We start from the raw sequence: 20715 nt of genomic DNA, 5'->3' as shown, positions 1-20715 counted from the left end.
CCATGGCCGGCAGCAGCATCACGATCGAGGCGTTCTTCGACACCGCCACCAGCACCGTGTCCTATGTCATCGCCGACGCCACCACCGGCAGCGCCGCCATCATTGACCCGGTGCTCGACTTCGATCTCAAGTCCGGCCGCACCGGCACCGCACAGGCCGACCGCCTGATCACCTATTTGCGCGAGCACGACCTGCGGGTGCAGTGGATCCTCGAAACCCACGCCCACGCCGACCACCTCTCCGCCGCGCGCTACCTGCAGGAGCATGTCGGCGGCCGCATCGCCATCGGTGAGCGCATCCGCGAGGTTCAGGCCACCTTCAAGAAGCTCTACAACCTGGAGCGCAACTTCCTGCCCGACGGCGCGCAGTTCGACCACCTCTTCAAGGACGGCGAGGTCTTCCGCATCGGTGACATCGAGGTGCACGCACTGCTCGTGCCCGGCCACACGCCGGCCGACATGGCCTATCTCGTGGAGGACGCGGTGTTCGTTGGCGACACGCTGTTCATGCCCGACGTGGGCACCGCGCGCGCCGACTTCCCCGGCGGCGATGCGCGAACACTCTATGCGTCGGTCCGGCGCCTTCTGGCGCTGCCACCCGCCACACGCATGTTCGTCTGCCACGATTACCCACCCGCCGGCCGGCCGGCCGCCTGGCAAACGACGGTGGCAGAGCAGCGCGCCGGCAATATCCATGTGCGCGACGGCATCGACGAGGCCACCTTTGTAGCCATGCGCAGCGCCCGCGACGCAACGCTGGAGGTGCCGACGCTGATCCTGCCGTCCATCCAGGTCAACATCCGCGCCGGCCGCCTGCCGCCGGCCGAGGACGACGGCGTCAGCTACCTCAAGATTCCGCTGAACGTGCTGGGCAGCAAGCGGGCATGAAAAACCCCGCCGTGGCGGGGTGCGTCATGGCTGCGCCGGCCTCCCGCCGGGGTGCCCCACCGTGGCCTACCTGACCAACAGCGTGTTCACCGCGCTCAAGTCCTCGGCGCGCAACTGGCCCGACGCCTGGCGCAGCTTCAGCCCGTTGACGACGACGTCGTACCGCGCCTTGGCCAGGTCTCGCTGCGTGGTGTAGAGCTGGGTCTGCGCGTTCAGCACATCCAGGTTCACGCGCACGCCCACCTTGTAGCCCAGCTGAGTGGCTTCCAGCGCGAGCTTGCTGGAAGCCTCGGCCGCCTCATAGGCCGCCACTTGCGCCTTCAGCGACTGAACGCCGAAGAACGCGCGGCGCGTGGCCTCGGCGACGCTGCGGCGCGCGTAATCGAGGTCGTTGCGGGCCTTCTCCTCCAGCACCAGGGTTTCCTTGATGCGGTTCTGCGTCAGGCCACCGGTGTAGAGCGGGTAGGTCAGCGTCAGGCCGACGCTGGCCGTCTTCGTCGTGCCGACACCGGAAGACGTCGCCGCCGAGCCGTTCAGGTTGTTGTGCAGGTTCTGTCCACCCACCGTGGCGCTCGCGTCCAGTGTGGGCCGCTCGCCCGCGCGGGCGATCTGGGTATCGAGCTGTGCCACGTTCAGCCCGAGGCGAGCCTTGCGCACGGACGGGTGCTGGTCGTCTCCGGTGGTGACCCAGGTGTCGACGTTGTCGCTCGGCAGCGCCGGCAGCGCCACCGGTTGCGCCAGGCCCTTGGGCTCCACGCCCACGCGGCCGACGAACTGGTCCAGCGTCACGCGCTTCACGCGCAAGTCGTTGTCGGCCGCGAGTTCCTGCGCCACGGCCAGGTCGTAGCGGGCCTGGGCTTCACGGGTGTCCGTGATGGTCGCGGTGCCCACTTCGAAATTGCGCTTGGCCGAAGCCAGCTGTTCCGCGATGGCCGCCTTGTTGGCCTGCGAGGTGGTCAGCGCGTCCTTGGCGGCCAACACGTCGAAATAAGCCGTGGCCAGGCGAACGATGAGGTCCTGCTCAGCGGTCTCCAGGTCGGCCTGGGCCACCTCGAAGCCGCGCCGCGCCTTGTCGATCGTGGGCGCGTTGGCCGCGTTGTAGACCGCGTACTTGCCCTGCAGCCCTGCCGACAGCGTGCGGGAATTGACGCTGGTGCCACTGCCGGGCGGATCGTTGCGCGCCTGCGTGCCGGACGCCGTCAAGCCCAGCGTCGGGCGGGTGAGCGCCTCGGCCTGCGCGGCGCGCGCGGCGGCAGCATCGGCGCTGGCCTTGGAAGCCAGGTAGGTGGCGTCATAACCCCTTGCCGCGTCGTACAGCTCCTGCAGGCTCTGAGCCTGCGCCATGCCGGACAGCACGAGGCCGGCGGCGAGTGCCAGCGGTTGCAGGATCAGGCGTTGCACGGGGACGAGGGGCATGGGATTCCTTGGCTGAAGCGTTGAATTAAGCAGCGACCGGGGTTATAGACGCAAAGCCTGCCGGTGTCCGGCGCCATGCGACGAGTTGCCGCCCTAGGGCGGCAGACGGCAATTGGCGGCGACAGGCGGCCCTCACGCTCAGAAGCGGAACGCTGGCGCCTCGGCAAAACCTGGCAGCCGGCCGGCGACCGTGTCGAACAGCTCGACCGTACGGAACTCGCTGGCGCCCGTGCGCGTGATCAGCACGGCGCGCATGACCGGCTCGCCGCCGACGATGGCTGCCAGGCGCCCGCCGACCTTGAGCTGGTTGAGCAGCGCCTGCGGCACGGCCGCGACCGAGCCCGACAGCAGGATCGCGTCGAACGGCTCCTCGGCGGCCAGACCACCGGCGCCGTCCTGGTTCAGCACCGTCACATTGAGCACGCCGGCCCGCCGCAGGTTGGCGGTCGCCGCAGCGGCCAGCCCGGCGTCGGCCTCCAGCGCGACCACGCGCTGCGCCTTGTGCCCCAGCAACGCGGCCAGGTGGCCCGTGGCCGCGCCGATCTCGAGCACCTTCTCGTGCCGCTGGACCTTGAGCTCCTGCAGCAGGCGCGCCTCCACACGCGGCGCCAGCATGCGGCGGGTCTCCGTCAGCGGCAGTTCGGTGTCGACGAAGGCCTGCGGCCGGTGCGCCTCGGGCACGAAATCCTCGCGGTGCACCACGTGCAGCAGTTCCAGCACGCTGGGGTCGAGCACGTCCCAGGGGCGGATCTGCTGCTCGATCATGTTGAAGCGGGCTTGTTCGAGGTTCATCTTGTTCTCCGGGGACGGTGCGGCAAAAAGGAAAATTCTAGGTGCCCTGCGGTTCGGCCAGCAGGCCGTGCAGCAACAGTGACAGCTGGGCGTCCAGCAGCTCGGCGGCACCCATGGTCTGGTGGCAGACGTCATGCTCACCGAACGAGTGCTCATGCAACAGCAGGTGCAGCATCGGCGCAATCAGCAGGTGCACGGTCGCCTCGACCGGCACCGCACGGAACTCGCCGGAGCGGATGCCGCGCTCGATGAGCCCGCCGATGAGCGCCTTCGACGGCTGGATGACTTCGTCGACGTAGAAGCGGGCCAGCTCCGGAAAGTGCCGCGCCTCGATCATCATGATCTTGCACACGACGCCGGCGTTGCCATCGCCCACCTTGGCCCACCAGGCCCGCATCATCTCGTTGAGCAGCCCGGCGATCGGCCCCGCGTACTGGGCGGCCTGGGCGGCAGATTCAGCGATGTGGATCGAGAGGTTCTCGCGCACCATGGCCTTGAACAGCTCGTCCTTGCTGGGGTAGTAGCGGTAGAGCGTGCCCTTGGCGACCCCCGCGCGCGTGGCGATCTCCTCGCTGCGCGTGGCCGCAAACCCCTTCTCGACAAAGAGCGCCAGCGCAGCGTCCAGCAGCTCCTGCGGGCGTGCGTCCTTGCGGCGCTGACGGGGGACGGTGGTGGTCAAAGCGGCGCAGTTAGTGACCGAGGGGTCAGTAATGTAGCCCTTGACACCGACCTCCTGCAACGGGGAAAGCGCGACGCGCTGGCTACACTGCGCCGCCATTCTTGCCGCATTTCCGGAGCCGTGTTGTGGATGTCATCCTGCTGATCAAAGCCGCCGTCATGGGCATCGTCGAAGGGTTGACCGAGTTCCTGCCCATCTCTTCCACGGGGCACCTGATCCTCGCTGGCTCGCTGCTGAATTTCGTGGGGGAGAAGGCCAAGGTGTTCGAGATCGCCGTGCAGACCGGCGCGATGTTCGCCGTGGTGTGGGAGTACCGCGAGCGCTTGAAGCGCACCGTCACCGGCATCGCCCGCGAACCGCAAGCCCGCCGCTTCGCGCTGAACGTGCTGATCGCCTTCATCCCCGCCGTGGTGCTGGGTCTGGCCTTCGGCAAGTACATCAAGGCACACCTGTTCCACCCCGTGCCGGTGGCCATGGCATTCATCATCGGCGGCCTCATCATTCTGTGGGTGGAGTCGCGCCACAAGCGCCTGTACGGCGAACTGGACCTGGTGGGCGGACGCCGGGCACGCGTCGAGACGGTGGATGACATGCGTCCGCTGGACGCGCTCAAGGTCGGCCTGTTGCAGTGCCTGGCGATGATCCCCGGCACCAGCCGTTCGGGCGCCACCATCATCGGCGGCCTGGTGCTGGGCCTGTCGCGCAAGGCAGCCACCGAGTTCAGCTTCTACCTCGGCATCCCGACGCTGATGGGCGCCGGCGCCTACTCGGTGTTGAAACAACGCGACGCCCTCGCCTGGGCCGACCTGCCGATGTTCAGCGTGGGCCTGGTGTTCGCCTTCGTCAGCGCGCTGTTGTGCATCCGCTGGCTGATCCGCTACATCTCCAGCCACGACTTCAAGATCTTCGCCTGGTATCGCATCGCCTTCGGCATCGTCGTGCTCGCCACCGCCTACATGGGCATGGACATCTGGAAGGACTGACCCGGCACGCCCGGGGCAACGGGGATAATCCGGCCATGCCCATCACGATCAAGACCGCCGCCGATGTAGAAGGCATGCGCATCGCGGGGCGCCTCGCCTCCGAGGTGCTGGACATGCTCACGCCGCACGTCAAACCCGGCGTCACGACCAACGAACTGGACAAGCTGGCGCACGACCACATCGTCAACGTTCAGCAAGGCATCCCGGCGCCGCTGAACTACTGCCCGCCCGGCTACATCCCCTACCCCAAGTCGATCTGCACATCCATCAACCAGCAGGTCTGCCACGGCATCCCGAACGACAAGCCGCTGAAGAACGGTGACATCGTCAATATCGACGTCACCGTCATCAAGGACGGCTGGCACGGCGACACCAGCCGCATGTTCGTCGTCGGCGACGGCTCCATCGCCGCCCGGCGGCTGTGCGCCTTCACCTACGAGGCCATGTGGAAGGGCATCGCCAAGGTCAAGCCCGGCGCCCGCCTGGGCGACATCGGCCACGCCATCCAGACCTTTGCCGAGAACGCCGGCTTCTCCATCGTGCGCGAGTTCTGCGGCCACGGCATCGGCCGCGTCTTCCATGAAGACCCGCAGGTGCTGCACTACGGCCGCCCCGGCACGCTGGACGAACTGGTGCCCGGCATGATGTTCACCATCGAACCCATGATCAATGCGGGCCGCCGCGAGATCAAGGAGCTGGGCGACGGCTGGACCATCGTGACCAAGGACCGTTCGCTGTCGGCCCAGTGGGAGCACACCCTGCTCGTCACCGAGACGGGCTACGAGATCATGACGTTGTCCGCCGGCAGCCCGCCACCGCCCGCCTTCATCACGCAAGCCGCCACCGCGACCGCCTGACGTGCAGCCGCTCGCCAACCTCCGCCTGCAGTTCAAGGCCGGCAAGCAGGCGCTCATCGACGGCTTCCTGGCCGAGCAGCCCACGCAGGTCGGCGCCGAGCGGCTGGTGCGGCGCATCGCGCGCCACGTCGACGAGACGCTGCGCAGCCTGTGGGCGCAAGCCGGCATGCCCGAAGGCGCCTGCCTCGCGGCCGTGGGCGGCTATGGCCGCGGCGAGCTGTTCCCGCACTCGGACGTGGACGTGCTCGTGCTGCTGCCCGACGGCGTGGAAGCCCACCAGCCCGGGCCGGCCAAGACCGCGATCGAGGCCTTCATCACCTCCTGCTGGGACGTGGGGCTGGAGATCGGCTCCTCGGTGCGCACGCTGGGCGAATGCCTGTCCGAGTCCGAGGGCGACGTCACCGTGCAGACGGCATTGCTGGAGGCCCGCGCCCTGGCTGGCGATGCCCGGCTGTTCAAGCGCATGGCCAAGCGCTTCATGCAGGCCATGGACCCGAAGGCCTTCTTCCGCGCCAAGACGCTGGAGAGCCTGCAGCGCCACACCAAGTTCGACGAGACGCCCTACGCGCTCGAGCCCAACTGCAAGGAAAGCCCCGGCGGCCTGCGCGACCTGCAGATGCTGATCTGGATCGCCCGGGCGGCTGGCTTCGGCAACACCTGGAAGGCGCTCAGCGCGCGCGGCTTGATCACCCCGTTCGAAAGCCGCCAACTGCAGCGCACCGAAGGCCAGCTGCGCCTCATCCGCGCCCGGCTGCACGCCGTGGCCGGCCGGCGCGAGGACCGCCTCGTCTTCGACCTGCAGAACGCCGTGGCGCTGAGCTTCGGTTTCCAGAACACCGCCTCGCAGCGCGCCTCCGAGGTGCTCATGCGGCGCTACTACTGGGCGGCCAAGGCCGTCACGCAGCTGCACCAGATCCTGCTGCTCAACCTCGAGGAGCAGCTCAACGGCTCCGAGCACAGCATGCTGCGGCCCATCGAGGGCCACCCCGACTACCGCGACCGGGGCCGCATGCTGGAGGTCGCCACCGACGACCTCTACCAGCGTGATCCGCACGCCATCCTGCGCACCTTCCTCGTCTACCAGCAAACGCCGGGGATCAAGGGCATGTCGGCCCGCACGCTGCGCGCGCTCTACAACGCGCGCGGCCTCATGGACGCCGCCTGGCGCCGCGACCCGGTCAACCGCGCCACCTTCATGGCCATGCTGCGCGAGCCGCTGGGGCAGACGCACGTCTTCCGGCTCATGAACCAGACCTCGGTGCTGGGCCGCTACCTGTGGGTGTTCCGCGCCATCGTCGGGCAGATGCAGCACGACCTGTTCCACGTCTACACCGTGGACCAGCACATCCTCATGGTGCTGCGCAATGTGCGCCGCTTCTTCGTGCCCGAGCATGCGCACGAATACCCGTTCTGCTCGCAGCTGGCCGCGCAGTTCGACGCCCCGGAGTTGCTCTACATCGCCGCCCTCTTCCACGACGTGGCCAAGGGCCGCGGTGGCGATCATTCCGAGCTCGGCGCCGTGGAAGTGCGCCGCTTCTGCCGCCAGCACGGCATGAGCGCCGACGACGCCGCGCTGTGCGTCTTCCTCGTCGAACATCACCTGACGATGTCGCGCGTGGCACAGAAGGAGGACCTCTCCGACCCCGAGGTCATCGCCGCGTTCGCAGCCAAGGTGGGCGACACGCGCCGCCTGGCCGCGCTCTATCTGCTGACCGTCGCCGACATCCGCGGCACCAGCCCCAAGGTCTGGAACGCGTGGAAAGGCAAGCTGCTGGAGGACCTGTACCGCATCACGCTGCGTGCGCTCGGCGGCGCGCGCATCAACGCCGATGCCGAGATCGAGGCCCGTAAGCAGGAGGCCCGGCAAGACCTGGCGCTGCACTCCCAGCTGCCTGGCACCGAGGAGCCGCTGTGGAACACGCTGGCCGTGAGCTACTTCGCCCGCCATGACGGCGCGGAGCTGGCCTGGCATGCCCGCTCGCTGTGGCGCCACGTCGACACGCAGACGCCCGTCGTCCGCGCCCGCCCGTCCCCGGTCGGCGAAGGGCTGCAGGTGCTGGTCTACGCGCCCGATCAGCCCGACCTGTTCGCCCGCATCTGCGGCTATTTCGACAGCGCCGGCTTCAGCATCCTCGACGCCAAGGTTCACACCACGCGCAAGGGCTATGCGCTCGACACCTTCCAGGCCATCCGCCCCGAGGCCGACGTGCACCACCGCGACCTCGTGCCCATGGTCGAGCAGAAACTCGCCGCCATGCTGCAGGCCGGCGGCCCGCTGCCCGAGCCGCGGCGCGGGCGGTTGTCACGGCGCGTCAAGAGCTTTCCCTACACGCCACGCATCTCGCTGCGCCCCGACGAACGCGCCACCGCGTGGCTGCTGACCATCTCCACCAGCGACCGCGCCGGGCTGCTCTACGCCATTGCGCGCGTCCTCGCTCGCCACGGCATCAACCTGCAACTGGCCAAGATCTCGACGCTCGGCGAGCGCGTGGAAGACACCTTCCTGCTCGACGGCCCGGCCCTGCAGCAGAACAAGGCCCAGCTGCAGATCGAGAGCGAGCTGTTGGACGCCGTCTCCCTGCCCGCCTGAGCGCCCACACGAGACCGCTGTACCAGCGCAGCCCCAGCAGCTGCCGCGCCAGTTGGTGTGCGCGCCCCTGCGGGTCGGCCAGGTTGTGCAGCACGGTGAAGCGATCGCAACCCGGCAAGGTTTCGCAAAACGGCGAGCCCACCGTTGCGAACGCTGCGCCCGGTGCAAACACATCCAGCGTCTGCCTCGGCCCCGCGCCATGCCGGACGTCTCGCGCGCCACGCACCTGCCCACGCACCCGCGCCGACGCCTCGGCCCAGCGCGCCAACACGGCCACACTGTCGGCAACGCAGGCGCTGCTGTCGTACTGCCCCGCCAACCCAGCGGGCGATTTGGCAAGCCTCATGACGCACGACCATAGCAGCCGCCAGGTCAGGCTATACTTTTTGCTTCGCGTGGGGGGGTAGCTCAGCTGGGAGAGCGCCGCGTTCGCAATGCGGAGGTCGGGAGTTCGATCCTCCTCCTCTCCACCATCCGATCATTTCAGGCGGCTCCAAACCGTCCCGAAAAGCCAAAAAGCCCTTGAGAATCAACGCTCTGGGGCTTTTTTCTTGCCCAAACAGTCCCACCCCGTCCCGGGGGATCCGAGATCACATTGCAGTAACTGGCGCAGTAACCGGAAAATTTCGGCACTTGCACCGCAAAGTTACTGCATGGCCCAGCACCTCATCCCCTCTGCCGCCACGATCAACGCCATCAGGCCGGGCGACAACCGGCAACGGCTGAGCGATGGCGCCGGCCTCTACCTCTTGCTGTTCGTCAAGGGCGGATCCCATGGCTGGCGGTTCGACTACAGCTTTGAGGGAAGGCGCAAGACGCTCAGCCTGGGCACCTTCCCGGCCACCGGGCTGGCATTGGCACGAAAGCAAGCGGCCGAAGCACGGAAGCTGGTACGCGAAGGCGTTGACCCAAGCGCAGCACGCCAGGAGAAGAAGGCCGAGATCACCAAGCAGCGGGCAATCGCTGAGATGCTCGAAGCAGGCGTCGCCCTGCCAGGAAGCTTTGAGGCCGTCGCGCGGGAATGGTTTGCCAAGAACGAAGCCACCTGGGCGGCGTCGCATTCGGACAAGATCATCAGGCGCCTGGAACGCGACGTGTTCCCCTGGATTGGCTCACGCCCGATCAGCAGCATCAAACCGACCGAACTGCTTGAGCTTCTGAAGCGTGTCGAAGAGCGCGGCGCGATCGAGACGACCCATCGCGTCCAGCAAAATTGCAGCCAGGTTTTTCGCTACGCTGTCGCCACAGGCCTTGCAGAGAGCGACCCAAGCCGGGACCTGCGGGGCGCGCTGCCCGCCTGGCGCCCTGAGCACTACCCGACGATCACGGATCCCCGTGAGGTTGGTCAGTTGCTGCGCGACATCGATAGTCACAAAGGCGGCCTCATCACCCGGTGCGCCATGAAGCTCACGCCCCTGTTGTTCGTCAGGCCAGGCGAGCTCAGGCAAGCGGAATGGGCCGAGGTGAACTTGGACGCCTCCGAATGGCGCATACCGGCCGCCAAGATGAAGGGGCGCACGATGCACATCGTGCCGCTGTCCAGGCAGGCGCTTGCTCTGTTCAAGGAGATCCATCCACTCACAGGGAATGGAAAGTGGGTGTTCCCTGGCAACCGAACGAACGGTGAGCCGATGAGCGAGAACACCGTAAACGCTGCCTTGCGGCGCCTCGGTTACGACCGCACGACTTTGACCGCACACGGGTTTCGAGGGATGGCCTCCACGATGCTCCACGAGCGGGGTTGGCCGTCTGACGTCATCGAGCGGCAGCTTTCGCATGCCGAACGCAATGCCGTGAAGGCCGCTTACAACCATGCGGAGCACCTGCCGAAGCGCCGCGAAATGATGCAAGCCTGGGCCGACTACCTGGATACACTTCGCGCCGCAGCAGCAGGCACCCAATGATTTCGATGGGGTGCAAGGGGTCGCGAGTTCGAATCCCGCCGTCCCGACCATTTTTATTGAAGTAGATCAAGGACTTAGAAGCGAAAGCCTCTAAGTCCTTTTTCCTTTCTCGGCCCGCCGAATGCTCAATGGGTAAACCAGTGGGTAAACCGGCGACTTGCTGGCACGTTTGGCGGCCCAAAGAAGCTCGCTGCTGCAGCCCTGCACGTTGACGCCACACAGCTGATCCGAACGCGATCCCTAGCCCAGCCAAGGCGACGCCGGATTCACCGCCAAATCCAGCACCCGCCCGCGCCCGGCGAGCACCTAAATTTCCTTGACCCGACCACCGGAGACAGGAAATGCAGCAGTCTGAATCCCGCGCAAGCACGTCGACGCCCGCAGACGCCCCGACCGTCATCCTGCGCATGGCCTCGGTACGGCGCATGACGACGCTGGGCAGATCCACCATATATCGGCTGATGTCGCTGAAGCTCTTCCCCAGCGCCATCAAGCTGGGCCCTCGCGCCGTCGGCTGGCGCCTCACCGACATCGACCAGTGGCTGGAAGAACGCCCGGACTCCAGCCACTGAGCCCAGGCCCTAAACGCCCATCGCCAGCTTCATCGCCATGCCGGCGACCCAGATGGCGAACACATAGCGCCCCCACTTCCAGGTCGTGAACCAGTAGCGATGGTTCTCCCAGAGCGCCCGGCGCAGCCGCGTCAGCGCCGAGAGCACACAGACCGAGATGAAGAAGGGGCCCATCACGCCGACGGGCACATCGACGGAGCGGATGACCACGATCCACGCGATCGGCCAGCCCACCGCGTCCACTGCGGCGAGGATCTCTCGCCCGGCCCAGTACCGCGCATCCGGCCGCGGTTGCCGCACATAGAACACCAGCATGCCAAGCTCCTTCATGAGCAGGCGGAAGGACCGATCCGCGCCGCATCTGCTGGGGTTCATTGAATCGCCAATACCCCTAACTTTGATACCGCACGGCAACACTTCGTAAGCAGAGTGTCCCAGCCAGTGCCGCTTCGCGTCGCAGCGTCGAACACGTCAAACGGGGGCGCCGCCCATGCTGCATTCCCCTTGCGTGCGTGCGAACAGGTGCAGATCTCAACTATGAAAAACCACCCGTCACGACCTGGCACGCCCCACGCAAACGGTCCTCACCATCGCCGCGTCGTGCACCAACCAGCGGGACGCCATGGGACGAAACTGCAATGCATTCGGTAGTAACTGGCGAAACCTTTCTGTTACCGCCATGACGTGGACACGGTGCCCCGCGTGCACTGGAATCGCCCTGCGGCTGTGATCGCCAGCCGCCCCAGAAGCCGTCCCAGAACGGCATTGCGGCCAGAGGGCCTTCTGGAGACGCCATGAGCACAGACCTCCAACACGGCGCCGCTCCGGTCGCGGCACCACACACGTTGAAGCAGATCGAGAAGCGTCGTAACAACGACGCCATCGACCAGCCCGCCCGGCCGCTGGGCGCGAAGCGACAGGCCCTGCAGGCCCGTCGCGCACAGACTGCTAAGCAGGCCGTCGGCCTGGTCGCCAACAGTTCCAGCGTCACCTTCGACCTGCACCACACCGCCACCGGGCTGCTTGTCGAACGCACCCAGTCTCGCGCGCTCGGCGCCTGCCTCGTGCAGACGCTGTTCTTCAAGGACCTCCGCGTGTTCGAGCGATGGTGCGACGCCGAGCCAACACGCTTTGATGACCCGATGCGCTTCGCGCTACTGCGCCGCGACGGCCATGAAGCCCTCTGCCGCCAATGGTGAACTCTTCAGTCTCGAAGCGCTCGCACGCGCTCCGGACTATGGAAGCCGCGTCCTCGAACTGCTGCCGGCCATCGGCGATGCCGCCTCGACGGACGGGGCGCTGGAGCTGTTCCAGCACGTCCTGGCCTTGCTCGGCGCCGATGCCGGCGTCTTCCTGAGCTTTGTGCGTGACGACGCCACGCGCGCCTCCTACCGCGCCCTGCACGCCTGCGATCCGCTGTGGGCCTGCGAGTACGCCGCGCGCGACTGGTATGACCGCGATCCATGGCTGCGCTACGCCACCTTGCAGTCGGAGCCGGTGCTGGGCAGCCAGCTCGACCTGCTGCCACATGAGCAGGAATTCGTGAAGGTCTCGGCCGGCTTGGGTTTCGCCTCCACCATCGTGGCCCCGGCGCCGACCAGCGCGGGCTCATCGCGCGTGGGTGTGCTCTGCCTTGGGTCGCACAACCTTGGCTTCTTCGAGTGTGACGCCTTCGACAAGGTCCGCATCCTCGCCCGTGCGCTCGCGATGGAACTGCACCGCTGGCTGCTGCAGACCATCAAGCAGGAGCTGATGGCACGCTCTCGCCTCACCCCGGCCGACCTCGAACTCTTGCGACACGAGGACGCGGGTCATTCCAGCAAGGTCATCGCCGCGACCATGAACCTCAAGCCGGAGACCGTGGACTGCCGATTCCAGCGCGTCAGCGCCAAGCTCAAGGCCGCAGACCGACGTTCGGCGACGCGGATTGCCAAGCTGTACGGGCTGATCTGAAGTCAGGCCTTGTTCAGCAATGACCAGAACGCCGTCTTGCGTGCATGCTTGCTGCGCAGCGCCGCCATGAAGTCTTCGTGCGACGACAGCGGCGCCAGGTCGGTGGCAGCCATCAGCGCCAGGTGCTCCACATAGCGTGCCGCGTGCCCATAGGCGCGCGCATTGGCACGCTCCAGGATGTTGAGCGTCAGCGCTCGGTAGATGGCGGACGCGCCCTTGCTGCGTCCACCCGCGGCCAGCGTCTTCGCCAGCGTTGGCAGCATGAAATAGTCGGCGCCGTCGATGGCTGCCGCCTTGTCGACCAAAACAGCCTCCGCATCAGCCTCCCGATGAAGTTCGATCAAGAGCTGCGCAGCCAACCCTGGATTCGGCAGCGCCAGTGCAACCTCACCTGCGTGCCCCATCGCGGCGACCTGCTGAGCGGGCGGCAACCCGTCGAGCCACAGATGCAAGGCATCGACCGATGGCGACTTCTCGAAGAGCGCCTGCCGCAGCGGATGGCTGAGCTCGCCGTTGCCCAGTTGGCTGTGGGCTTGCGCCAGAAGCCGCTGCCGGCGGTCGTCCAGGTGGCCCCAGTCGCCCTGCAGCCACTTCATCGCGTCCTCCGCGCGATTCGCAGTCAGGTAGCCCTGCGCGATCGCCTCCTTCTGCATCGCGTTGGGCTCCGGTCGGTAGCTCAGGATGGCACGGGCCTTCACGTCAGGGTCCTTGAGCGCATCGCCGATGAGAGACATTGAAGCGGACACGCTAATGACCTCGTAGGGCACTTGGCCAGCCCCTCGGTGCCTGGCGACCAGCACCGCCATCTTGGCTTCCAGCTGCGCCAAGATCTCGCGCATGGCCGGCTCGGACAGCAGCAGGTGTGCCTCACGGAACAGGCCTTCCCGTGCACCGTAGCCATCGGCGGTAGCCAGCTTGACCAGTCGACCACCCAGGGCAGACTCGGGCGCCTCGCACTGGGCAGATGTCTGCAGCCAATACCGGCAGGCCTTGCGGACAGCGTCGCCAACATCGCCGCCCGAGTCGTCGGCGTTCTCGAAGAAGGCGGCGTCCGTTTCGATGAACGCTTCGAACAGATCCAGGGCCAGGGCAGGATCCTTCGGCGCAAGTTCCCGGGCGACCTGATCCAGCCAGATTTCAAGCTTTGCAGCAAACTCGCGCACGGACTTGTAGTCGTGGTACTTCGTCGAGCGGCGCCAGCCGGCCAGCGTCCTTTTGAACATGGCCGCCAGCTTGTTGGGACTGTCGGAGAGCTGCAGCCGCTGCAGGCGCTTGTCCACCTCGGGGTGGTCGTTGGCAAACTCGACGAGGAGGTCCGCGAGAGCAGCTAGGGGCTGGCGGAGCAAGAAGGCGCGGAGATCTTCGGTGGGCATGCCGTCAGGCTACCGGAAGTCGCGGCAGCTCGGCGGGGGCGGACGACAGCTACAGGCTGTCAGCGGTCAGTCACGAATGACTGCTTCCTGGCTGTTTCTGTAGGCCTCCAGTGATACCCCCGCTGACCGAGCAGCCATGGTGTCCATGGGGCTGCGTACGGCCCCACCGCCCACCTTTAGCACATGCGTGTAGATCATGGTGGTGGACACGTCGGAGTGTCCTAAAAGATCTTGCACCGTACGGATGTCATAGCCATCCTGAAGCAGGTGTGTGGCGAACGAATGCCTCAGTGTGTGCGGCGTTGCGGGTTTGTGGATCCCGGCGCGTTGGACCGCTCGCTTGAATGCCCGCTGAAAGGTCTGGTCGTACAGGTGATGCCGACGCACGACGCCCGAGCGCGGATCTACTGAGTGATGGTCCTGCGGAAACACCCAGAACCATGCCCAAGATGCACCTGCTCTTGGGTACTTGCGCTCCAGCGCGTCGGGCATCTCGACGCCGCTCGTGCCTGCGGCTTGGTCGGACGACCAGAGAACATGTGAACATTGCAGCTGCACCTTGAGCTGGGCCTGCAGAGCCTCCGGCAGCATAAGCACTCGATCCTTGCCGCCTTTGCCTTGCCGGACGATGAGGGCTCGATGCGCGAAGTCCAGATCTTTGACTCTGAGCTGCAGCGCCTCGGTGATGCGAAGCCCCGTTCCATAAAGCAACTGGGCCAACAGCGCATGTTCGCCCTGCAGGAGCGCGAAAACGCGACCCAGCTCCTCTCGCGTGAGCACGACGGGAATTCGGCGCTGACTACGCGGCCGGCCGATTTCCTGCATCCACGGCAGGTTGACCCCCAGCACCTTGCCGTACAAGAACAGCAAGGCCGACAGCGCCTGGCGGTGGGTCGAAGAAGCCACCCGGCGCTCGTCCGCGAGCCAGCTCAAGAACGCCTCAACGGCATCTCCGCCCAGGTCCTTCGGATGCTGCAGCTTGTGGAAGCGGATGTACGCCCGGCACCAGTGCACGTACGCGTCTTCGGTACGGCGGCTGTAGTGCAGGAAGCGAATTCGCTCCCTCAGCTGATCCAGCAGCCGCTTGGACTGCAGTGGTGGCAAGGCAGCGACTGGCACCGGAGGTGCCACTCTATCGGGCGCTGTTGACGGACCCAGCATCCTTGCCTCCAATCCGCCCTGAAGGGCAGCAAGCCTGCGGATGGAGGCCTAGACAATGACCTCCGCGACGCAGCGGACCGCATGCCGGACTTGCTGGCAGCGTAGATGCTGTATAAATTAACAGTCAATCGGCTTGAAATCAAGCAATGACGCGGCCTGCGGGCCCGGGAGGTGTCCGATGTTATGCAGACAGGTGCCGGTGTTATGCAGCGAAACTGTCGCCCTACAACCTAGTTGAGCATCATGAAGCGACGATCTGCGCTTGCTGGGCTGCTCCTGTTCGCGAGTATTGCGATAGCGGAGCCCATCGACGTCTCATTGATCACGCTCATTGCCAAGCCAGCGGATTTCGACGGCAAGCAGGTGCGGGTCAAGGGGTTCGCACGGGTGGAGTTCGAGGGTAACGCGATCTATCTGCATCGCGACGACTACCTGTATGGCATCACGAAGAACGGTCTTTGGCTTGACCTCGAAATGGTTCCTAGCAAGGCGGCGGCTGGCGCCGACAAGCGCTATGTACTAATAGAGGGGGTGTTTTCGATGGAAGAACAAGGGCATTTCGGCCTGTGGTCCGGTTCTATAAAACAGATCACGCGAATCCAGCCGTGGCCGGCACGGCGATGATGCTCAACCTCACATTGCAGCGGACCTGCGCCAGCTCCGCTGGCTTGTCCGCTGACCTTGGACGTTGAGCAGCATGAAGGCGAGCCCACAATTCATCGTCTATCTGGTCGGGGTCGGATTGCTTGGCTTGCTCTACGAGCCTGTCAAATCAGCGCTTGGCGGCCAGTGGTTGTTTGTTGGCTGCGTTCTTGCATACCTCGTCGCACTTCGACTGCTCGGGACACTGATCGCCAAGCGCAAGGATGGACGACCGCATGATTGAAGCCGTCTTGCCATCGCTCATTCAGCGGTCGCTCCACCTTGGTGGGGAAGACAGCGCGATGCTGAATATTGGAACGATGCTCAACCATTTGCTCCAGCGGACGGCTTCGCCGGCCGCTGAGCGCAGACGTTATGGCGATTGAGACCAACCCATTCACTCCGCGTGTCGGTGTGAATCCGTTATCCGACGTCACGCACATCCGCTTTAATGGCGCTCAACTCGCCATACAAGTAGCGAACGAGCGTGCAGGCGAAGGACGTTTCCGCGGACTGGAAGTCACCTTCTCGGACACGCGTGCTTTCCGAGTGATAGACGAGCTAGATCTGTATCGCTACACGCAGTCCCCAGGATTCCACTTCGGGCATCACGTACTTCGCGTTGCTAGAGGTGGCTGGGGCAGTGAAGAGTCGGAGCTCCAGGGAATGAAAGGTAGATATGAGGGGAACGAATGGCTGATCGTCACTGGCAATCTTTGTGTCAGTGTTTTGTCGCAAGATGATCCGCTCGTCGTCGAAAGTGAATTCGATAATGATCCATAACCTGTCGCTGCAGCGGACGGCTTCGCCGCCCGCTGACCTCGCACGTTGAGCATCATGAAGCGACGATCTGCGCTTGCTGGGCTGCTCCTGTTCGCGAGTATTGCGATAGCGGAGCCCATCGACGTCTCATTGATCACGCTCATTGCCAAGCCAGCGGATTTCGACGGCAAGCAGGTGCGGGTCAAGGGGTTCGCACGGGTGGAGTTCGAGGGTAACGCGATCTATCTGCATCGCGACGACTACCTGTATGGCATCACGAAGAACGGTCTTTGGCTTGACCTCGAAATGGTTCCTAGCAAGGCGGCGGCTGGCGCCGACAAGCGCTATGTACTAATAGAGGGGGTGTTTTCGATGGAAGAACAAGGGCATTTCGGCCTGTGGTCCGGTTCTATAAAACAGATCACGCGAATCCAGCCGTGGCCGGCACGGCGATGATGCTCAACCTCACATTGCAGCGGACCTGCGCCAGCTCCGCTGGCTTGTCCGCTGACCTTGGACGTTGAGCAGCATGAAGGCGAGCCCACAATTCATCGTCTATCTGGTCGGGGTCGGATTGCTTGGCTTGCTCTACGAGCCTGTCAAATCAGCGCTTGGCGGCCAGTGGTTGTTTGTTGGCTGCGTTCTTGCATACCTCGTCGCACTTCGACTGCTCGGGACACTGATCGCCAAGCGCAAGGATGGACGACCGCATGATTGAAGCCGTCTTGCCATCGCTCATTCAGCGGTCGCTCCACCTTGGTGGGGAAGACAGCGCGATGCTGAATATTGGAACGATGCTCAACCATTTGCTCCAGCGGACGGCTTCGCCGGCCGCTGAGCGCAGACGTTAAGCGTCTAAGACGCATCCAGCAGCTGGAATCACGATGTGACCGCAACTCCAACGAACGCTCAAGTCAACGTCTACGCGGTTGACCCGGAAGGTCTTGCATCCTTCTATGCGGCCTTGGGCATGGTCGAAAGATTTCGCTTTCCGGCCACCGGCATGGCTGAGCATGTTGAGCTTTCGGTCGGCGCATTTACGCTCGGCCTCACAAGTCGAGAGGCCCTAGCAAGGCTAGCGGGCCTTCCTGTTGAGCAAGGCCCATCGCAATCTGAAGTAGTTCTGTGGTGCAACGACGTTTCGAGTCTGTTCGAGAAAGCCAAGCAGTGTGGTGCTACATCGCTTGCCGAGCCTAGAGTGTTTAATGGGCGCATTGAAGCTGCCTGGGTTCAAGATCCAGAGGGCAATCGTTTAAAGCTTGTGTCGTTGGTAGAGTCGAAGCATGTCGACGCCGACGCCTAACCCCTCCTATATGGACTCCCCCACAACGGCAAAGGCCTGATCGATAGGGGCTGGCTGGGAGAGGCACCTGCAGTCGTATATCCGGCATCTGAAGTGGGATCTTTGAAGTCCCGTGCCGACATGGAATCTGCGTCACCGCGGCGCCACACGCTGCAAGCGGCAGGCTGAGCTGCCGGAAGAGTTATCGGCGTCGCGCGGTGTGGGAGGGCTCCCGGCTGGCCATGATGGTCGATCAGACCCATCGCAAGTGGTGGAAGAAGCTGGGTTGTTGAGACGAACTGGTGCTCACGCTGGCATCGCGAAGCTCTGGCGCCGGGTTTTCCTTTCAAGAGCCGCCTTCTCGTCGAATGTTTCGTGGTCGCGCAGCGTGGCGTAGCAGATGCGCGCCAGCTTGTTGGCCAGCGCGCAGGTGGCCTTGTTGTGGTTGGAGCGCGCCTGCACGGCAAGCGCCCAATGCCGCACGCCGCTCAAGACCTTGCCCTTCTCGACAGCCACTGTCGCGGCACGGAGCACGCTGCGCGCCCCGTGCGTGAGCAGCATGCGCAGGTAGCGGTCGCCCTTCTTGGAGATTCGCCCGAGGTGGCGCGAGCCACCCGAGCTGAACTCGCGAGGCGTGAGGCCGAACCAGCTCGCAAAGTGCCGCGCGTCCTGGAAGTGCGTCACGTCGCCCGAGGTGGCGGCCACCATGGCGGTGGCGGTCAGCAGCCCGATGCCGGGCACGCTCAGCAGCAGCGTGCAAGCCGGGCTGTGCTTCGCAGCGTTGGCCAGTTCGCGCTCGACTTGAGCGATGCGCGCCTCCAGCAGCCGCACCTCTTCGAGCAGCAGCTTGGCGCTGTCGCGGATCAGACCGGGCACGCCCGTGTTCGGGTCAGCCAGCACGCGACCCAGCACCTCCAGCCCGGTGCGGGCGCCCTGCGGGATCGTCAGCCCGAACTCGCGGCAAAAGCCGCGCAGCGCGTTGATGCGCGAGGTGCGCGTACCCATCCACAGCGAACGGATGCGGTGCAAGCCCTGCAGCGCCTGCTGCTCCACCGACTTCACGCGCACCGGGCGCAGGTCGGAGGCGCGAACCGCCTCCAGCAGCGCGGCGGCATCGGTGGCGTCGGTCTTGTTGCGCCGCACGTAGGCGCGCACGTACTGGGCCGGCAGCAGGCGCACCTCGATGCCCAGCGAATTCAGCCAGCGGGCCCAGTGGTGAGCCGAGCCGCAGGCCTCCATGACGACCAGGCCGACCTCGCGGTTGAGGAACCAGCGCTCGAACTGCGAGCGCGTCAGGCGCTGCGTCTCGACGACGCGCCAGTGCTCATCGGCAACGGCGATCTGGAAAACACTCTTGGCCAGGTCCACGGCCACGGTCGTAGCATGCATGACGGACTCCTCGTGTTTGCAAACCTGATCCCCACGCCCATGGAAACCAGTGCCGCGATCTTGCGCGGCGAACAAACGGGGGAGTCCATCCCATCAGTCAACCGGACGCCCAACAAGCTGCGCTTGTTGGGTTCCCTCCGCTGGCGCTCCAGCGCCGGTTACCTCCAACGTTGAACGGCCGCTTCCGGGCATCGAGTTCGAAAAGTCGAATGACCGCACCCGCTGCAGAGCTGTCCGTCGAGCCACCGACTTGCCTGCAGGCCGACCTCCTCAAGGAGACACTTTTGATCCTTCGCCCGATCGAGCTACGCGTCATGAGCCCGCAGAGCGTCGATCACATCGGTCAATGTGTGTTCCGTCAGGCGATCAACTCGGATCAGCTTCGGCTCGCGAGACCAGACTTCACTCACGCATGAGGGTTCTGCGAAGTCGCTGATGATTTCGCCGAGCATGTCGAGCTCGCGGCCGGACTCAGCCAGCCGCTGCCATCGCAACAAGTCCTCCGCCTTTGGCAGCCGCGCAGATGCGCCGATGGTCCCCAGCAACTGGTCCAGGCCGACCCCCTTGGCCTGCAAGCATTCCTGCCAGGCCAATGCTCGGATCGACAGGGGCACCACAAGCCGCGCGCCCTGCGAGATCGCAAGCGCATCACGCAGTGCCGGCGGCAACTCCAGATGCCCCATCCCACACAGTCCGACGCGGACCCACACGGGTCGGCGCGGGTCCAACCTGCGCAGCTGATGGAGCAACTGCGTTTCAAACGCCTGCTGCGACGGCTCCAAATCGCCCGGCAGTGCTAGCCCGGGCACCAGCCGCTGCCCGGCCAGGGCGGTCAGGTCCAGGACTTGATCCCCTTGCCCCTCCAGAGCCCTGACGACGCGCGACAGCCCGCTGACGGGTGCCGCAAGCAGCAAGCGGAACGTGAACGCTCGTGGCAAGACCTCCAACCCGGCAGCGACCCACCGGCGATAGCAGGCCCAACCACCGGCCAGCACATCGACGACGAAACCAGCAGTGCGCAGCGGCGCGGCCCAGACCATGCTGTCCGAGCCCCCCCTGTCGCAGTAGATAAGCACCGCTGCGCCCGGGCGCAAGCGCCGGGCATGGTTGGCCAGGGTGTATGGCATGGCGGGCCCGACATCGCGGACAACACCGAGGTTTGATCCAGCAGCGACACCCCGGTCGGCCTCGGTCACCGGGATGTTGACCGCGCCAGGAATCCGGTCCTCCTGGTATGCCTCGGGACTTCGAGCGTCGATGACGAGGTCGTAGGAGCTGAATTCCTGGACTTCGATCTGGTGCGGGTGCACCAGCGCCTCGGTAGAGGCTATTGGCGTGGGCATCTCTTCACCTGCCACCAGCAGTGCTGGAAATCGGCCCAAATCCAGCATCGGACCGATGGGGTTTGACTTCTAGATTGATTGCATGGCTCCCAACGAGCCGCCGCGAGATTCCCGTCTTGCGGCATTCGAT

Annotated in this window: 23 protein-coding genes and 1 tRNA gene; 16 read left to right on the top strand and 8 right to left on the bottom strand. The window is 65.2% G+C overall.

Annotated elements, in window-relative coordinates; translation table 11 throughout:
• The first annotated feature begins 2 nt into the window (after positions 1-2).
• Positions 3-887 (top strand): MBL fold metallo-hydrolase, encoded by an 885-nt coding sequence (locus ACG00X_RS17605; protein ID WP_394489851.1) that lies wholly within the window; start codon positions 3-5, stop codon positions 885-887.
• A 66-nt stretch (positions 888-953) separates the two neighbouring features.
• On the opposite strand, the gene ACG00X_RS17600 is transcribed toward ACG00X_RS17605, so the two are convergent.
• From ACG00X_RS17600 to ACG00X_RS17590, 3 genes are all read right to left on the bottom strand, one after another.
• Positions 954-2303 (bottom strand): TolC family outer membrane protein, encoded by a 1350-nt coding sequence (locus tag ACG00X_RS17600; RefSeq protein ID WP_394489849.1) that lies wholly within the window; start codon positions 2301-2303, stop codon positions 954-956.
• 138 nt (positions 2304-2441) lie between these two features.
• Complete coding sequence (locus ACG00X_RS17595) at positions 2442-3095, bottom strand: protein-L-isoaspartate O-methyltransferase family protein (protein ID WP_394489847.1); 654 nt, start codon at positions 3093-3095, stop codon at positions 2442-2444.
• Positions 3096-3132: 37 nt separating this feature from the next.
• The gene (locus ACG00X_RS17590) at positions 3133-3774 is read right to left on the bottom strand and encodes a TetR/AcrR family transcriptional regulator (RefSeq protein ID WP_394489845.1); all 642 of its coding nucleotides are present in this window, start codon (positions 3772-3774) and stop codon (positions 3133-3135) included.
• A 125-nt stretch (positions 3775-3899) separates the two neighbouring features.
• Here ACG00X_RS17590 and ACG00X_RS17585 point away from each other — a divergent pair, with 125 nt between their 5' ends.
• From ACG00X_RS17585 to ACG00X_RS17560, 6 genes are all read left to right on the top strand, one after another.
• A complete protein-coding gene (locus tag ACG00X_RS17585) occupies positions 3900-4757 on the top strand; it encodes an undecaprenyl-diphosphate phosphatase (protein ID WP_394489843.1) in 858 nt (285 codons plus the stop codon).
• Between the two features lie 35 nt (positions 4758-4792).
• Positions 4793-5614: a type I methionyl aminopeptidase gene (gene map / locus ACG00X_RS17580; RefSeq protein ID WP_394489841.1), complete on the top strand. Its 822-nt coding sequence runs from the start codon at positions 4793-4795 to the stop codon at positions 5612-5614.
• Between the two features lies 1 nt (position 5615).
• Positions 5616-8204, top strand: a complete 2589-nt coding sequence (locus ACG00X_RS17575; protein ID WP_394489839.1) for a [protein-PII] uridylyltransferase — start codon at positions 5616-5618, stop codon at positions 8202-8204.
• 397 nt (positions 8205-8601) lie between these two features.
• A tRNA-Ala gene (locus ACG00X_RS17570) sits at positions 8602-8677 on the top strand.
• 180 nt (positions 8678-8857) lie between these two features.
• Positions 8858-10108: a tyrosine-type recombinase/integrase gene (locus ACG00X_RS17565; RefSeq protein ID WP_394489837.1), complete on the top strand. Its 1251-nt coding sequence runs from the start codon at positions 8858-8860 to the stop codon at positions 10106-10108.
• A 341-nt stretch (positions 10109-10449) separates the two neighbouring features.
• On the top strand, positions 10450-10680 hold the full coding sequence (locus ACG00X_RS17560) for a helix-turn-helix transcriptional regulator (protein ID WP_394489835.1): 231 nt from the start codon (positions 10450-10452) through the stop codon (positions 10678-10680).
• A gap of 9 nt (positions 10681-10689) precedes the next feature.
• Here ACG00X_RS17560 and ACG00X_RS17555 read toward each other — a convergent pair whose 3' ends face one another.
• Positions 10690-11010: a hypothetical protein gene (locus tag ACG00X_RS17555; RefSeq protein WP_394489833.1), complete on the bottom strand. Its 321-nt coding sequence runs from the start codon at positions 11008-11010 to the stop codon at positions 10690-10692.
• Between the two features lie 515 nt (positions 11011-11525).
• Here ACG00X_RS17555 and ACG00X_RS17550 point away from each other — a divergent pair.
• Positions 11526-11879 carry a hypothetical protein gene (locus tag ACG00X_RS17550; RefSeq protein ID WP_394489831.1) on the top strand — a complete coding sequence of 118 codons (354 nt, stop codon included), beginning with the start codon at positions 11526-11528 and terminating at the stop codon, positions 11877-11879.
• A complete protein-coding gene (locus ACG00X_RS17545; protein WP_394489829.1) occupies positions 11854-12633 on the top strand; it encodes a helix-turn-helix transcriptional regulator in 780 nt (259 codons plus the stop codon). Before ACG00X_RS17550 ends, ACG00X_RS17545 begins: the two co-directional genes overlap by 26 nt.
• Positions 12634-12635: 2 nt before the next feature.
• Here ACG00X_RS17545 and ACG00X_RS17540 read toward each other — a convergent pair whose 3' ends face one another.
• Together ACG00X_RS17540 and ACG00X_RS17535 are read right to left on the bottom strand one after the other, a co-directional pair.
• A complete protein-coding gene (locus ACG00X_RS17540) occupies positions 12636-14006 on the bottom strand; it encodes a DUF6880 family protein (RefSeq protein WP_394489827.1) in 1371 nt (456 codons plus the stop codon).
• 66 nt (positions 14007-14072) lie between these two features.
• Positions 14073-15167 carry an integron integrase gene (locus ACG00X_RS17535; protein WP_394489825.1) on the bottom strand — a complete coding sequence of 365 codons (1095 nt, stop codon included), beginning with the start codon at positions 15165-15167 and terminating at the stop codon, positions 14073-14075.
• Between the two features lie 243 nt (positions 15168-15410).
• On the opposite strand from ACG00X_RS17535, the gene ACG00X_RS17530 reads away from it, so the two are divergent.
• The 7 genes from ACG00X_RS17530 (at position 15411) to ACG00X_RS17500 (ending at position 17874) form a co-directional block, all read left to right on the top strand.
• Positions 15411-15791, top strand: coding sequence for a hypothetical protein (locus ACG00X_RS17530; protein WP_394489823.1), 381 nt, complete (start codon positions 15411-15413; stop codon positions 15789-15791).
• 73 nt (positions 15792-15864) lie between these two features.
• Positions 15865-16053: a hypothetical protein gene (locus tag ACG00X_RS17525; RefSeq protein ID WP_394489815.1), complete on the top strand. Its 189-nt coding sequence runs from the start codon at positions 15865-15867 to the stop codon at positions 16051-16053.
• Positions 16046-16195: a hypothetical protein gene (locus ACG00X_RS17520; RefSeq protein WP_394489821.1), complete on the top strand. Its 150-nt coding sequence runs from the start codon at positions 16046-16048 to the stop codon at positions 16193-16195. Before ACG00X_RS17525 ends, ACG00X_RS17520 begins: the two co-directional genes overlap by 8 nt.
• Entirely contained in the window at positions 16185-16592 is a 408-nt protein-coding gene (locus ACG00X_RS17515) for a hypothetical protein (RefSeq protein ID WP_394489819.1), read from the top strand. The genes ACG00X_RS17520 and ACG00X_RS17515 overlap by 11 nt, the downstream gene beginning before the upstream one ends.
• 45 nt (positions 16593-16637) lie before the next feature.
• Positions 16638-17027 (top strand): hypothetical protein, encoded by a 390-nt coding sequence (locus tag ACG00X_RS17510; RefSeq protein ID WP_394489817.1) that lies wholly within the window; start codon positions 16638-16640, stop codon positions 17025-17027.
• A gap of 73 nt (positions 17028-17100) precedes the next feature.
• Positions 17101-17289, top strand: coding sequence for a hypothetical protein (locus ACG00X_RS17505; protein WP_394489815.1), 189 nt, complete (start codon positions 17101-17103; stop codon positions 17287-17289).
• Positions 17290-17457: 168 nt separating this feature from the next.
• Positions 17458-17874 carry a VOC family protein gene (locus tag ACG00X_RS17500; RefSeq protein ID WP_394489813.1) on the top strand — a complete coding sequence of 139 codons (417 nt, stop codon included), beginning with the start codon at positions 17458-17460 and terminating at the stop codon, positions 17872-17874.
• 285 nt (positions 17875-18159) lie between these two features.
• Here the strand turns inward: ACG00X_RS17500 and ACG00X_RS17495 are convergent, their stop codons facing one another.
• A complete protein-coding gene (locus ACG00X_RS17495; protein WP_394489811.1) occupies positions 18160-19242 on the bottom strand; it encodes an IS110 family RNA-guided transposase in 1083 nt (360 codons plus the stop codon).
• A 305-nt stretch (positions 19243-19547) separates the two neighbouring features.
• The gene (locus tag ACG00X_RS17490) at positions 19548-20633 is read right to left on the bottom strand and encodes a rhodanese-like domain-containing protein (protein ID WP_394489809.1); all 1086 of its coding nucleotides are present in this window, start codon (positions 20631-20633) and stop codon (positions 19548-19550) included.
• Positions 20634-20715 lie beyond the last annotated feature (82 nt).

It is taken from the genome of Pelomonas nitida (genome assembly GCF_043555975.1).
GTDB classification, from domain to species: Bacteria; Pseudomonadota; Gammaproteobacteria; order Burkholderiales; family Burkholderiaceae_C; genus Pelomonas; species Pelomonas nitida.
This window is presented reverse-complemented; position numbering and strand designations above follow the sequence as displayed.

What these genes read in the sequence shown, in the direction of transcription:
- ACG00X_RS17560 (WP_394489835.1), top strand. Translation starts at nt 10,450, where the DNA reads ATGCAGCAGTCTGAATCCCGCGCAAGCACGTCGACGCCCGCAGACGCC.
- ACG00X_RS17505 (WP_394489815.1), top strand. Translation starts at nt 17,101, where the DNA reads ATGAAGGCGAGCCCACAATTCATCGTCTATCTGGTCGGGGTCGGATTG.
- ACG00X_RS17490 (WP_394489809.1), bottom strand. Translation starts at nt 20,633, where the DNA reads ATGCTGGATTTGGGCCGATTTCCAGCACTGCTGGTGGCAGGTGAAGAG.
- ACG00X_RS17535 (WP_394489825.1), bottom strand. Translation starts at nt 15,167, where the DNA reads ATGCTGGGTCCGTCAACAGCGCCCGATAGAGTGGCACCTCCGGTGCCA.
- ACG00X_RS17530 (WP_394489823.1), top strand. Translation starts at nt 15,411, where the DNA reads ATGAAGCGACGATCTGCGCTTGCTGGGCTGCTCCTGTTCGCGAGTATT.
- ACG00X_RS17605 (WP_394489851.1), top strand. Translation starts at nt 3, where the DNA reads ATGGCCGGCAGCAGCATCACGATCGAGGCGTTCTTCGACACCGCCACC.
- ACG00X_RS17565 (WP_394489837.1), top strand. Translation starts at nt 8,858, where the DNA reads ATGGCCCAGCACCTCATCCCCTCTGCCGCCACGATCAACGCCATCAGG.
- ACG00X_RS17525 (WP_394489815.1), top strand. Translation starts at nt 15,865, where the DNA reads ATGAAGGCGAGCCCACAATTCATCGTCTATCTGGTCGGGGTCGGATTG.
- ACG00X_RS17540 (WP_394489827.1), bottom strand. Translation starts at nt 14,006, where the DNA reads ATGCCCACCGAAGATCTCCGCGCCTTCTTGCTCCGCCAGCCCCTAGCT.
- ACG00X_RS17595 (WP_394489847.1), bottom strand. Translation starts at nt 3,095, where the DNA reads ATGAACCTCGAACAAGCCCGCTTCAACATGATCGAGCAGCAGATCCGC.
- map (WP_394489841.1), top strand. Translation starts at nt 4,793, where the DNA reads ATGCCCATCACGATCAAGACCGCCGCCGATGTAGAAGGCATGCGCATC.
- ACG00X_RS17600 (WP_394489849.1), bottom strand. Translation starts at nt 2,303, where the DNA reads ATGCCCCTCGTCCCCGTGCAACGCCTGATCCTGCAACCGCTGGCACTC.
- ACG00X_RS17555 (WP_394489833.1), bottom strand. Translation starts at nt 11,010, where the DNA reads ATGAAGGAGCTTGGCATGCTGGTGTTCTATGTGCGGCAACCGCGGCCG.
- ACG00X_RS17495 (WP_394489811.1), bottom strand. Translation starts at nt 19,242, where the DNA reads ATGCATGCTACGACCGTGGCCGTGGACCTGGCCAAGAGTGTTTTCCAG.
- ACG00X_RS17515 (WP_394489819.1), top strand. Translation starts at nt 16,185, where the DNA reads ATGGCGATTGAGACCAACCCATTCACTCCGCGTGTCGGTGTGAATCCG.
- ACG00X_RS17545 (WP_394489829.1), top strand. Translation starts at nt 11,854, where the DNA reads ATGAAGCCCTCTGCCGCCAATGGTGAACTCTTCAGTCTCGAAGCGCTC.
- ACG00X_RS17520 (WP_394489821.1), top strand. Translation starts at nt 16,046, where the DNA reads ATGATTGAAGCCGTCTTGCCATCGCTCATTCAGCGGTCGCTCCACCTT.